Origin of the sequence: Corynebacterium sp. USCH3, assembly GCF_037619475.1 — a bacterium.
In the GTDB taxonomy this organism is placed as follows: Bacteria; Actinomycetota; Actinomycetes; order Mycobacteriales; family Mycobacteriaceae; genus Corynebacterium.
Map to the genome: position 1 here is coordinate 328,951 of NZ_JAQPZT010000005.1, position 13,324 is coordinate 342,274.

The following is a 13,324-nucleotide window of genomic DNA, read 5'->3' on the forward strand; positions in this document are numbered from 1 at the left end:
TCACTACAGAACGCTGTGACCTGTGGTTATGTGACCATGAAGGGGTGGTGGCGAAAGATCTCGCGCCTAGCAGGGGGATCCGGAAGTTATGTACACGGGGGCGTTCTAGCGTGTGTCTGCGCCGGGTGCAGCGCCGCGGTTCCCGGGGCGAGGGGTGGGGTGTGTTCCCCGAGGAATGCACGTGGACGAGGACACTGTATCGTGATCGCCATGCCGGCATGGTCTGAACTGCGAGAACTCATCGAGTACGGTTCTGCTGCCCCGATTCGGGCAACGATGACACTGTGGGGTGAACCGGACGGCTCCCAGTACGGATGGGTGATGGGTGGGGAGAGAATCGCGTCTCTCGTTCTCGGCCCTGGGACGTACTGCTTTACCCGCCATCACCGAGCTCGCGCCGTCAGAGAGGTGAACGGGACGCCGCGTCTGGTCGACGACGGTGAGCGTGCCGTGGTCATGCAGGAGGCATCCCCGCTCGAGGCCACAGGGTGTCTCGCGCTGACCAGCTCTGCAGGAGCGCTGTTCAGCAGGGATCGCCTGAATATGGTGTTGGATAGGGTGTATCCGGCGGGACCCGCCGAGCAGGTGACGCACGACGGCCGGGCGGCCTGGCTTGTCCCCGGACTACCGACCCGGCACTACAGGCTGCCCGAGATGCCGCGGACCATGGTTATCGACGCCGAGACCGGAGTTGTGGTCAGGGTCGACAACGGTGACGGCGGTGGAGAACTGACCGACCTCGAGTGTCCAGCGTCGCTCCCGCTCGGCGATGCCACTTGGCGGCCTGAGGACTCAGCGAAGTACGGGATCCCCGTCGCGCCTGAACCATGGCGGCCACGTAGCTCTGACGCGCAAGGCGATGCGCTGCAGGAGGACGCTGCCCGGGCGACGGAGCCGCCTGTCGGGGAGTTCACCCGGTTCCTGGAGAGTTACTCCCAGCCTGCCCCCGCTCCTGTTCCAGAAGGGCACAGGTCGTTGCTTATCGTCGGAAGTCCGCCAGAAGATCCGTCCGACCGGCTTCCCGCGTGGCACCGTGGCACCACAGTCGGCTTACGTCTCCGTTTCGAGGAATCGGACGGTTCCGGCGGGGGCACCTATCCGACGTTCGTCGAGCCGTGCACGGTCAGGGCGTGGGCGGAACCTGTGCAGGACGGGGAGCCCGTGGACCAGAGGATGAACCGGAGAGGGTTCAGATGGCAGACCGTCCTCCGGGGTGACGGATGGACGGCGCAGTGGGACGCGGACCGTCCGGTCATCGGGTATGTCGAGGTGACCGGCGTGTTCCATGCGGGTGCGGACTACGGGCATCCGTATTCCCCGACGAGGGGGAAACTCACCAGGGTCCGGCTCGGGTGCGACCTGCGGCACCAGGATGCCGCGACGTCTGCTGTGCCCCTACCGCCCGTCGATGTCATGGACGTGCGTGATCTGCCGTTCTGGGACAACGAACCCTGGTTCGGTGGTGTGGACCATTTCCTGCTCTCCATGGACCTCGACGCTGCGGCACCTCCCGTGGTGAAAGAGACGCACGAACCGCAGGGGGTGCACCATTTCGCGGTGTCCCGGGACGGGGACACCACGACACTGTGGCGCCCGGAGGGCGGCGCGCTGCCTGCACTATGGCGCACTGACCTGGGCACCGGTGACACCGGACGGGTGCTCCTGCCCGTGGTGGTGCACCCGTACGGACATACCCCGTACTGGGAGTTTCCTACGCATGACGGAACATCGCTGCGCGTCCGGTGCGCTGGCAGGGAGTTCCTCGTCGACCGGGACGGCGATGTCCGGGATGCCCCTCCGGAGTCGCCGGCCTTTCCCGGGATCACTGGTATCGACGACACACCGAGCCACGTCCGCCGGCATCCCGACGGTGGATGGATCGTCGTGTATGTCGAATGGGACGTGGCCCCGGACGGCGGGTGCATCCAACACCTCGGTCGGCTCAGCGACGACGGTGAGGTCACCTGGGTCGAGAGCCTCCTCAACGTCCCCAACGTGTCATTGGTGACCGCCGGCGGCCGGATCTTCACCGGCATGGAGAACCTGCTGACCGTGCGGGACAGTGATCTCGGCGTGGTGGTGCGCCGCCGACTGCCCTGGCATGTCGAGAGCCTGGTGGAACTGGGGCCGTGGTTGGGGATCGACCGTCGCGGTCGACGCCCCGGGATCGTAGGCGCGGATGACCCGGGAGACTGCTACAGCCTGCTTGACCCGCAGACATTCGATTCTGTTCTCGATATCGATATCAATCCCGACCTGTCTTTCAGGACGTATGCACGGTGGTTCGACGGCGAACTGTGGTTCGCGGACGGTCGTCTGCGCGTCTTCACCCCGCAGCAGGACGGAACGTGGACGTCCAGGGACATTGAGCCGCCAAGGTAGCGTGGTAGGGATTCCGCACTATTCTGAACTGCGAGAACTCATCGAGCACGGCAACGGCCTGGACGGCCCACCGGTCCGCGCCGTCCTCCGGCTGCCCGGTGATCCCGGCAGTCTGGACCTGACCGTGCAGGCCGGGGAGCCCGTAGAGGTCCTTCACCTTCCCGCCGGCGACTACCGTTTCCTCTGGGCGGACGGACGACGGTCCCTCACCATGGAGGACGGCACCCCGTTGTTGCTGGAGGACGGTTCCCGGACGCTCATACGCGCCGGGGACGGAGCGGTCGTCGATGCGACGGGCGGACGGGTCGACGTCCACTGCGTGGAATCCGCACTCATCACGCGCCGCCAGTACGTCCCTGATCGCACAGGAGAGGTTCATCCCGCACAACGTGACGGTCGGGAGTCGTGGTCGATCACCGACAGCGGCTCCGAGTGCATCGTCGATGCGGAGACCGGTGTGGTGGTGTCTCTCTCCGCGACGTGGCAGGGCGGTAAGCACGCAGAGTTCATCGACGTCGAGTTCCCCGAGAGTATCGGTGACGAGGAGTTCCGGTGGGCCGGTGAACCGGCCGACAGTATCCACGTCGACCGTCTGGCGCGTCCCGTTGACGAGGCCCGGGCACGGGCGATCGTCGCCGGGGAACTCGGCCGGATCGCCGTACCCGAGCCGCCTGCCGCGCCCGCGGACCATAGGGTCCTGCCGGTCACCGTTGAATGGTGGGTCTACATGGACCTGAATCGTCCGACGTATGACGTGGGGAGCACAGTCGACATGTTCCTCTGGTTCAAGGAAATCGATGCGGGCGACACAGATGACACAGATGACACAGACGGCACAGTGGTCACGGTCGACGCCTACGCCGAGGAAAGGACGGTGGAGCGTCCCGTGGGCCTGACCAACGGGCGGTGGTCAATGATCCTGCGTGGTGACGGATGGTCGGCCTTGTGGGAGGCGCCGCGGCCTGTTCTGGGACAGGTGCGGTTGACCGGCCGCTTCCACCAGAGCTCTGACAGGGCGGCGGAGACACCACTTACCCCGACCCGCGGTCGAGTGACCAGACTGCGGTACAGGTCCGGATACACGGCCGTCGACGTCCCTCACACCCGACATTCGCTTCCGAAGGTGTGGGTTCGGGGAGGGAGCCGGATCGGCGTCGACCCCGTCCTCGTCACGCTGGACCTGGACGCGGCCACCCCGCCGGAACCGGCGCAGCTGGAGCGTCCGACAGCACTGCACGGGTTCGCCGTCACTGGTGGCGCCGACGCCCCCGTCCTGTGGCGCGGGGACATGCGCCTGCCGATCGTCTGGCGGACCGACGTGACCTCGGGTGAGTCGACGGCGGTGGCGTTGCCGCTGAGTATCAACGCCGCGGAGATGTACATCGCGCGGGTGCGTGGGAAGGCGGGTGACGGATGCCGCGTGGACGCGGCCGGACACACGTTCCTGGTGGGGGACGACGGCAGCGTCGTCGAGGAGGAACGTCCCGCAGTGCTGGAAGACTTCCCCGGTGCCGTCCGGCATCCACACGGCGGATGGGTGGTGAGCAGGTACGACATCGAGGAATCCTGGACGCATATGGTGAAGGGCGGAATGTACGGCTTCCCCGTGGACCGGGGCGTCCAACGGCTCGGCCGACTCGCCGACAACGGCACCGTGGACTGGACACGGGAACTGCCAGTCGGGCCGTTCGAGTCCCCGGCGGCGCTGCTCGTCGCCCGCGGCGTGCTGATGACCTGGCAGGGGACGACTGTGAGCTATCTCGACGATGACCTGCAGGAGATCCGCACCGCGAAGATCGAGAGCGCCGACGGCCACGACATCCACCATGTGACCGCGTCCGACGGCTGCCTTCTGGTGAGCAGTGACACCTATGACGGACAGAGCGAACTCCGGCGCCTCGACCCCGAGACACTGGAGGTGCTGCTCCTGGTGGACGGTCCCGGACGGCCCCGCCACCTGCAGGTCGACGACGCCGCGACAGCCTGGTCCGCCGACGGGACCTCGTTGCGCCTCCACACCCGCGGTGCGGACGGCGAATGGGCCTCGAGGGAGATTGACGTGCACCACTCCGGCGGGGAGTAGCCTGACCCCGTATGAACGAGCGCAACGCACTGCAGATCACCGATGTCACCGTCCGCCGCGGGGAGAACCGTCTCGTCGAGGACGTCAGCCTCACGATTCCGGCCGGGAGTCACTGGGCAGTGCTGGGGCCGAACGGGGCCGGCAAGTCCACGATCCTCAAACTGGCCGGCGGACGGTTGTACCCCACCACCGGCAGCGTGCAGATCCTCGGTGAGCAGATCGGACGCACCGACGTCCGCGAACTGCAGAAACGCATCGGCTACGTCGACCCGAAACAACGCCTCGACGACATCCCCGCCTACGAGGCCGTGCTCTCCGGGGTGTCGGCGTCCAACGGGTACATCCAACGCTTCGACTACACCCCGCACCAGGGGCACGCTACCGGGATGCTGGAACTGGTGGGGATGGACGACAAGTCCGACCGGCTGTGGAGCCAGATGAGCCAGGGGGAGAAAGCCCGGACACTCATTGCCCGTGCACTGGTCACAGACCCGCAGATGCTGCTGCTCGACGAGCCGTCCACCGGGCTGGACCTGCCGGGGCGCGAGACGTTGCTGCGGGTCGTCGACGACCTCCGGGCGTCCCACCCGCAGTTGACGACCGTGCTGATCACCCACCACGTCGAGGAGGTCGCCGCCTCCACCACCGACGTGCTGATGGTCCGCGACGGTGGTATCCAGGCGTCCGGGCCGGTCGACGAGGTGATGACCGCGGAGAACCTGGGGGTGCTCTACGGCATGGATGTCCAGCTCCAGCGGGTCGAGGGGCGATGGTTCGCCTTCAGCACTCCGGCGGTGGGATAGGCTCTCAAGGGTGACTGACACCAGCGAGCCCGTGACAGAGAAGAAGAAGCGCCCGGCGTGGGTGGAGTACCTCGTCACCTTCGTGGTGGCGATACTGCTGCTCGGCCTGTTCAACACGTTCATCGGACGGCTGTACCAGATCCCGTCGGAGTCGATGGAGCCCACGCTCGTCGGGTGTGAAGGCTGCACCGACGACCGCATCTTCGTGGACAAGGTGTCCTACCGCTTCGGTGACGTCGATCCGGGCGATGTCGTGGTGTTCACCGGTACCGAGGCATGGTCCGAGGACTATGTGTCGACCCGGTCGTCGCAGCCGCTGGTCAAGGGGCTGCAGACCGGGCTGGAGAAGATCGGGATTCTTGCCCCTGACGAGTTCACCTTGGTCAAGCGCGTGATCGCCACCGGTGGTCAGACCGTGCAGTGCCAGGAGGGCGACCCCGGCATCATGGTGGACGGGGAGAAGGTCGACGACTCGTACACCCTGGACCCCAAGGCCTACCCCGTCGACCCGACCACCGGGTCCGACGCCTGCCAGGGAGAGTACTTCGGTCCCGTCACCGTGCCGGACGACAAGGTGTGGCTGATGGGCGACAACCGGACGAACTCGAAGGATTCGCGCTACTACAACCTCGCCGGTGATCCGGAGCAGGGCATGATCCCGCTGGACGACGTCGTGGGCAAGGTGCAGTTCAAGGTCTGGCCGCTGAGCCGGATCGGTGGGGTCGACTAGGTACCTCTGGCCCCCGGGCGCGGGGAAGTGGCGGTGTGTGCCGAGAATAGTTCTAGCCGGGGGCACGCTTCATGCCGGGAACCGTGCCCCCGGCTAGAACTATTTTCCTGTGGGGTCTCCGGCGGCGTGACTACCCTTGCGCCGGAGCTACTGCAGCGGACAGAATGCCTGCATGGGGGAATTCAGGGGCGAACTGTGGCAGTCGGCGGAACGGGCGGGGCGTATTCCGCCGGGCCGGGGTCCGCTCTACACGCGACGCGTCCTGCCGACGCGCCTGCCTGAGAAACGGGTCGGCCTGATGGCGTCCGGGGTTCCGCGGCGTTCGATCGACAGGACGTACGAGCGGGTCATCCGGGGTGTCTGTCTTCCGCCTCCGCCGGACCGCCATCTCCGGCATGCACGGCTCGGTCCGGAAGGGCACCACGGCAGCACCGGGATCTTCCGGCACGATGTCGTCACCCGTGCCCGTGCACACTCACTGTGTCATCCGCGGGCGGTCGTGGGGTACTGGGCGGCGGCCGCGTGCCACGGCCTGGTGCACTGGGCGGACGAAGCGCCGGTGGTCCTGTTCACGGGGACATCGAAACAGGGGAGTATGGCCTCGGTGGGGCGGGCCGGACCGCCTGCGGACAGTAACCGCCCGGTGTTGCGGCCCCTGCCTCCCGGTCTACGCACGGTGCGGCCGGACCTCGCGTTCCCTGACCTGCGGGTCGTGGACGCCCCGACGGCGGCGGTGCAGTGTCTGACCACCATCCTCTCCGGTAAGCAGAGCTGGAGTGTCCCGTACGTCGAGGGACTGTCTCCGGAACATGTCCGCGCCGTCCAGTTCATCGACGCCTTCCTCCAGTGCACCTGGGTGACCGTCCGGCAGATCATCGAAGCGGCGCGCGGCAAGGTTGACGCGACCACGGCGAGGAGGCTGTGCGCGCTCGCAGACCCGGGGTTCGGTGCTGAATCGCCGCGGGAGACCGTCTTGCGACTGATCGTCCGCAATGAACTGCCGGACGGTGTCGCCTGGAGGACGCAGGTCACGGTGGACCTGGGGACGACGTCGACGCATCCGGACATCGCCTGCCCGGAGTTGAAGATCGCGTTGTACTACGACGGCGCCCACCACGCGGCGGAGAAGACGACCGACACCGACTTCCGGTTGTTCCAGAAGCTCCGGGACATCGGGTGGGAGGCGGTGCGGGTCAACAGTGCTGCGCTGGAGGAACGTACCGAGATGATGGAGAGCATCCGCAACGCCATCGCCCGGGCGGAGAGGCGCTGGGGGCGGCAGCTGGAATAGTTCTAGCCCGGGGCGCGCTCCCGGGTAAGAAGCGTGCCCCGGGCTAGAACTATTCCCGGGAGGGCCTCACCGTCACGCCTCGCGCGTGTTCAGCACACCCTCGGTCTCGATCGTGTCGTCGTCGTTCTCCGTGCCGAGGCGTCCCTTGGACAGCTTGTTGACGACCAGGGCGATCGCACCGTCGCCGGTGACGTTCGCGGCGGTACCGAAGGAGTCGATCGCGATGTAGGCGGCGATCATCAGGGCGACCTGGTCGGCGTCGAAACCGAGGTTGGACTGCAGCACACCGACGGCGGCCATGATCGCGCCACCGGGCACGCCGGGGGCGGCGATCATCATGATGCCGAGCAGCAGGATGAAGCCGATGATCTGGCCGGTGCTGACGTCCATGTCGAACATGTGGACCACCGCGAGCGCGAACAGGGCGATCTTCATCATCGATCCGGCGAGGTGGATCGTCGCGCACAGCGGGACGACGAAGCCGGCGACGTTGTCGGGCACACCGTTCTTCTTCGCGCTCGCCAGGGTCACGGGGATCGTCGCCGCGGAAGAGGACGTGCCCAGCGCGGTGGCGTAGGCGGGGAGCATGTTGCCCAGCGCCTTGACGGGGTTACGTCCGGTGACGGCGCCGGCGACGAGGTACTGGGCGATGACCAGCAGGATCGTCATCACCACGGCGAGGACGAGGACCTTCGCGAAGGAGGAGATGACGTCCATGAGGTTGCCGTTCATGCCCATGGACAGGAACACACCGAAGACGAACACCGGCAGCAGGGGGATCACGAAGGTGGTGATGACCTTCATGACGACGCCCTCGAGCTCACGGGCGGCATCGTGCAGGATGTCCGACTTCACCGCGGTCATCGCCAGGCCCACGCAGAATGCGAGGATGAGGGCGGTCATGACCTCGAAGGGTGCGGGCATCTCGATCTCGAAGAAGGGGCTCAGTGCGCCTTCGTCGATGTCGACGAGGGTGTTGATCTTCTCGTCCCCGAGGAGCCAGCCGTAGGTGGCGGTGGCGACGCCGAAGGCGATGAGCCCGGAGATGATGGTGGAGGCGTAGGCGATGCCGGCGGTGAGGCCGAGCCATTTCCCCGCCCCGCGTCCGATCCCCGAGATCGCCGGGGTGATCAACGCGAAGATCAGGACGGGGATGAACAGGTCCAGGAAGTTGCTGAACAGACCGTTGAAGGTCACGAACACCCGGGCCAGCCACTCCGGGAAGAAGAGACTGAAGACGATACCGAGGATGATCGCGACGACGATCCGGAACAGCAGGGAGCCCGTCAGCTTCTTGAAAGTCATGGTGGTGACGATATGCCACCGCGCGCCTTCCGGCATAGCGGGGGTAGTACTTTTGCCCTCTGTAGTGCCCGGCTACTTCTTGCCTACTCCTTGTCTACTTCTTGTCGAGGCCGAGTGCGTCGGCGATGGTGAAATGCAGGTCCGTCTGGTCGGTGAGTCCGGCGACGTTCGCTGCGGACGGGCCGTAACCGGCGACGCGCAACTGGGTGCCGGTGTGACCCTGCGCTTCGGTGTCGACGTTGTCCGAGGTGGCGTAGGCGATCGTCATCTCGGAGCCTTCGCGGGTGACCAGGTTGCGCGACAGCCCGGGGTACACGGTGGCGCGGGCTTCCTCGACGCTGATGCCCTTGTCGTCGGCGATGGCCTTGATGTCGTCCTCGCTCATGCCGCCGACGATCTGGCTGGTGTGCGCGTGATCGGCGGTGACGAGGACGAGGGTCTCGCCGTCCTTCTCGGCGAAGGCGAGCGCCTCCTGGACGGCTTCGTCGAGGTCGACGGTCTCCCCGATCTGGCCGCAGGGGTTGGCGGCGTGGTCCTCCTTGTCGATGGAGGCCCCCTCGACCTGCAGGAAGAAGCCGTTCTCCTTGCCGGCGTCGTTGTTGCTGAGCAGGTCGATGGCCTTGGAGGTCATCGAGACGAGCTTCGGGATGTCGTCGGTGCGCTCGGGGTTGTCGGTGCACTCCTGCGCGGGCTTGAGGTAGCCCTCCTTCTCGGCGATGTCGCCTTCCCAGCGCACGGGCATGTTGCCCTCCGAGAACAGTCCTAGGACGGGGGAGTCCTGGTTGGCCTCGGTGAGCGCGTCGAGCTCCGAGGCGTTGGTGGGCAGCTGGTAGCCGCGGTCCTTCGCCTGGTCCAGGAGGGTCTTGCCCTCCCACTCGCCGGCCTTGGCCTTCTGCGTGAAGCTCTCGGCGCCGCCGCCGAGGGTCACGTCCGCACGCGACTCGAGGTACTGCTCGGAGATGGAGCCCTTGCCGCCCTTGTCCAGCAGGTCGTCGCCGCAGGCTTCGGCGTCCTCGGGACCGTAGCATTTGCGCTGGTCGACGTGGGCGGCCTGGACGGCGGGCGTGGCGTCCTGGATCTCGGCGGTGGAGACATTGCCGGTGGCCAGGCCCGCGGCCTTCGCCTTCTCGATGAGGTTCTGCTGTGCCTCGCCGTGGATGTCCACGCCGATCGCACCGTTGTAGGACTTCGTCCCGGTCGCCCACGCGGTGCCGGACGCGGCGCTGTCGGTGACGTAGTCCGGTGTGCCGTCCTTGTGCAGGGAGTAGTGGGTGTACTGGCCGGTGACGGGGAGGGCGTCGATGCCCTTGAAGCTGCCGGCGGCGCCCTCGGCGTAGTTGCGGGCGGCGGTGATCTCGGAGTCTCCCATGCCGTCGCCGATCAGCAGGATGACGTTCTTGGCGCCGGTGGCGGCGACGGCGTCGCGCACGTAGTCGCCCTGGTCGCCGTCGAGGCGTCGGGCGCCGCCGTTCTCGGAGAGGTCGCCGTCGGCCTCACGGTGCTGGAGGGTGGGGACGCCGGAGCCGTCGGCACTGTCTGAGCTGTTGTCGGCGCTGCTGTCACTGCAGGCGGTGGCGGCGGCGAGGAGGGATACGGTGCCGACAAGTCCGAGCCCGGTCTTCAGGACGGCAACGGCGGTGCGGGAGTGGTTCACGGTCTACTCTCTGTGGGAACTCTTGGGTGGAGACAACGTCTTTGAACAGACTGTGACGCTACGGAGCCAAGGTGAACCTGCGGTGAGCGTTGTTGACCTGAGAGATGAACACACCGTGAATCTACGAAGAGATATACGGCTCCGGTAATGACGTGACGGTCATCGACAGGACCGAGTCGTTGGTCGAGGGCGGCGTGTAGGGCCTGCATTCAGCCCGGCCGAGCGGAAAAGTCTGTGCCCGTGCAGTTTCAGGTCGCTGAAACTGCACGGGCACAGACTTATCTCTCACGCGGTGAGCCACCGCGGTCGGTCAGGGTGCGGGGACGGACTCCTCGCCGGCACCTGCACTGCTGCCGCTGTTGCTTCCCTCGCCGCCGCCGACGAGCTCGCTGAGCCAGATGATGTCGTCGACTAGGGTCACGCTGTCGAGCCAGTTGGCGAAGATGACGTCCGGACGGGACAGGTCGTCCAGGGCGATGGTGCCCAGGCCGAAGGCATTGTCCCAGGTGACCAGGCTGACCTTGGGGAGCAGGCCGGCGTCGGCGTCGTCGGCGACGGCCTCGATCTCCGGAAGGCTGAGGTAGTTGGGGCGCTCGTCGCCGTTGACCTCGACGGCGGGGAAGAAGACGACACGCTGCCCGAGCCATTCGACGGTGATCGGGTCGCGGAACCCGTAGTCACTGGTCAGCCAGGCGGCCGTGGTGGTGCGGGTGGTTGTCTCCGTGACCGGGTTCCCGGCATCGTCGAGGACCGGACTACCGTCCTCGCCAACCACGGGTGTCTCGACCTCGTCGGTGTAGGTGTCGGAGGTGAGGCGGACGAAGTCCTTGGCGAACTTCAGGCGGTCGTCTTCGGACGTGACGTTGTGCATCAGGTCGTCGAGGAACGGCGTGTTTTCAGCGTCCCCGGTGAACTGCTTGAGCAGGGCGTCGTTGCCGAGGACGAGGGACGTGACGTCGGTGATGCCGACCTGCGTCTGGCGGTGCTCGCCGGGCTCGGGGTTGCGCAGGTCCTGGTAGGTGTCGATGGTGCCGAGGATGTTGGTGCACTTGCCGAGGCCCTCGGCGGTAGCGCGGGAGTTCAGGCCGAAGCAGCTGACTTCCTTGAGCGCAGGGACGTCGAGGTTGTCTACGGTGTCGATCATGTCCTCGACCTCCTCGCCGGCAAAGTCGACGATGCCGTCCTCGCGGAGCCGGTCGAAGTCGAGCGCCCCGCCGAACCAGGTCAGGCCGATTTCGTCGGTGTCCATGTTCATCGCGGAGGCGAAGCCGAGGCGTGTGTAGGAGATGGAGCTGCGGTCTTCGTCGGCGGCGGCGAGCGCGATGCCGGGCAGGCCGAAGAGTTCGTGGGCCTCGGCGGTGGCGTCCCCGCCGCGCATGGAGGCGGCAACCTGGGTCCCGTCACCGATGATGGTGGAGGTACCGCGGGGTGCCGGGCGATCGGGGAGATCGGTGGGCGTGGCGTAGTTGTACTTCTCGCCGGTGAGGTACTCGGCGATCTTCAGGGCCTCGGTGCGCTTGGCGAGGTTGGCGTCGTATTCGACTTGAATCTTCTCGTATTCGATGCAGACGCCGAGGAACTTTCTGAGGCACTTGCCGTTCTCTGTACGGAACGCAGCCTTGTACGGCAACGCAGCATCCTGCTGAACTTGCGCGTACGTGCTGTAGGCGCCCAGGCGTCGGGGCTCGATGCTGGGGTAGCCGAGAGCTTTGGCCGCCGATCGCACCGCCGGGCTCAGCCCGTCCTTGTCCAGGACGACGGCGCTGAGGATCTCGATGAGGTTGCGTTCCCCGAGGCGGAACGTTCCGATCAGGGGAATCGTGATGTCATCGCCGAGGTCGATGGTCATCTCTTCCGCGGCAGCGCCGACCTCGATGTTTTCGGGCAGGACGACGGCGATGCCGTCGCCGGTGGACTGGCTGCAGTCGGCCACCGCGGTGACCTCAGGACTGTCGTCCGACTCCCCGTCGGTGGCTGCCACGTCCAGGGGGAGGTTGCTGAGGTCGCCGGACTGGCAGAGCTCGACGTAGTCGAGGATGAGCTCATTCTCGAGGAGGTCGCCGATCTGGCCGAGGTCGATGTCGGCAGGGTTGGACGCGGGACGTGCCTCTGGTCCGGCGAGCGGCTCCTCATCCGCGACGGCGGTGGGGAGCATCGTGGCGCTGAGGGCGACAGCGGTCACGGCGGCGGTGGCGGTGGTGGCGAAGCGGCGGCGTCTGTTGCTGCGGCTGCGGCGGGGGCGGCGGAAGATAGTCACGGGTTGAGGCTTTCGGTGCTACGGCGAACGGGACAGGTGTGACTGGAGAGAAAGTTTCACACAAGTAACATACGTCACTTCAGTCACATTAGTAACACCAGTAACATTCTTACCCCCGCAGGTACCCCACGGCCGCGGGATTCAGGCCAGTCTCAGTTCGGTGTTCACAGCTCCCGCACGACGCGCGCCGGAGTCCCCACGGCCAGGACCTTCGACGGCAGATCGCGGGTCACCACGGACCCGGCGCCGACCACCACGTCGTCGCCGATGGTCACCCCGGCGCAGACCGTCACCGACCCGCCGAACCACACGTTGCGGCCCACCGTGATCGGCGCACCGTACTCCCAGCCGGAAGCCCGCAGCGCGTGGTCCTCCAGTGGGTGCAACGGTGTGAGGAACTTCGCGCCGGGGCCGATCTGGCAGCCGTCGCCGAGCGTGACGGGGCAGACGTCCAGGATCGTCGCGTCCACGTTGATGAACACGTTGTCACCGAGGTGCACGTTCGTCCCGTAGTCGACGCGCAACCCCTGCCATACTGCGCAGTCCCGTCCGACGGTCCCCAGCAGGTCGTGGATCTGCCCGTCCCACGACTCCTCATCCGCGGGGTCGGTCTGCGACAGCCGGAAGCAGGCGGAGCGGGCCGCGACCGAGGCTGCGGCGATCTCCGGGTCGGAGGCGAGGTAGTAGTCGCCGGCGACCATGCGTTCCCACATGCTGCGGGAGTCGGCGTCGGCGGCGTCGGCGAGTCTGGCGGCGGAGTCAGTCATGCCGACCAGCCTGCCAGACCGTCGTGCGGGGAGGGGTGCGTCCCGAGGTAGA

General features: G+C 66.7%; 9 protein-coding genes. 5 read left to right on the forward strand and 4 right to left on the reverse strand.

All coding sequences use genetic code 11. The features are described 5' to 3' along the window. Positions 1 to 408 precede the first annotated feature (408 nt). The 5 genes from PQI66_RS12605 (at position 409) to PQI66_RS12625 (ending at position 7,289) form a co-directional block, all read left to right on the forward strand. The gene (locus tag PQI66_RS12605) at positions 409 to 2,382 is read left to right on the forward strand and encodes a hypothetical protein (RefSeq protein WP_339998766.1); all 1,974 of its coding nucleotides are present in this window, start codon (positions 409 to 411) and stop codon (positions 2,380 to 2,382) included. Position 2,383: 1 nt separating this feature from the next. Continuing rightward, positions 2,384 to 4,465 (forward strand): hypothetical protein, encoded by a 2,082-nt coding sequence (locus PQI66_RS12610; protein WP_339998768.1) that lies wholly within the window; start codon positions 2,384 to 2,386, stop codon positions 4,463 to 4,465. Between the two features lie 11 nt (positions 4,466 to 4,476). Continuing rightward, positions 4,477 to 5,268, forward strand: a complete 792-nt coding sequence (locus PQI66_RS12615; protein ID WP_339998770.1) for an ABC transporter ATP-binding protein — start codon at positions 4,477 to 4,479, stop codon at positions 5,266 to 5,268. A 10-nt stretch (positions 5,269 to 5,278) separates the two neighbouring features. Continuing rightward, on the forward strand, positions 5,279 to 5,998 hold the full coding sequence (gene lepB / locus PQI66_RS12620) for a signal peptidase I (protein ID WP_339998772.1): 720 nt from the start codon (positions 5,279 to 5,281) through the stop codon (positions 5,996 to 5,998). Between the two features lie 172 nt (positions 5,999 to 6,170). Next, positions 6,171 to 7,289 carry a hypothetical protein gene (locus PQI66_RS12625; RefSeq protein WP_339998773.1) on the forward strand — a complete coding sequence of 373 codons (1,119 nt, stop codon included), beginning with the start codon at positions 6,171 to 6,173 and terminating at the stop codon, positions 7,287 to 7,289. A gap of 72 nt (positions 7,290 to 7,361) precedes the next feature. Here PQI66_RS12625 and PQI66_RS12630 read toward each other — a convergent pair whose 3' ends face one another. From PQI66_RS12630 to PQI66_RS12645, 4 genes are all read right to left on the reverse strand, one after another. Then, positions 7,362 to 8,594, reverse strand: a complete 1,233-nt coding sequence (locus PQI66_RS12630; protein ID WP_339998775.1) for a dicarboxylate/amino acid:cation symporter — start codon at positions 8,592 to 8,594, stop codon at positions 7,362 to 7,364. A gap of 94 nt (positions 8,595 to 8,688) precedes the next feature. After that, positions 8,689 to 10,248, reverse strand: coding sequence for an alkaline phosphatase (gene phoA / locus PQI66_RS12635; RefSeq protein WP_339998777.1), 1,560 nt, complete (start codon positions 10,246 to 10,248; stop codon positions 8,689 to 8,691). A gap of 310 nt (positions 10,249 to 10,558) precedes the next feature. After that, complete coding sequence (locus PQI66_RS12640; RefSeq protein WP_339998779.1) at positions 10,559 to 12,505, reverse strand: hypothetical protein; 1,947 nt, start codon at positions 12,503 to 12,505, stop codon at positions 10,559 to 10,561. Between the two features lie 164 nt (positions 12,506 to 12,669). Beyond that, complete coding sequence (locus PQI66_RS12645) at positions 12,670 to 13,272, reverse strand: sugar O-acetyltransferase (protein ID WP_339998781.1); 603 nt, start codon at positions 13,270 to 13,272, stop codon at positions 12,670 to 12,672. Positions 13,273 to 13,324 lie beyond the last annotated feature (52 nt).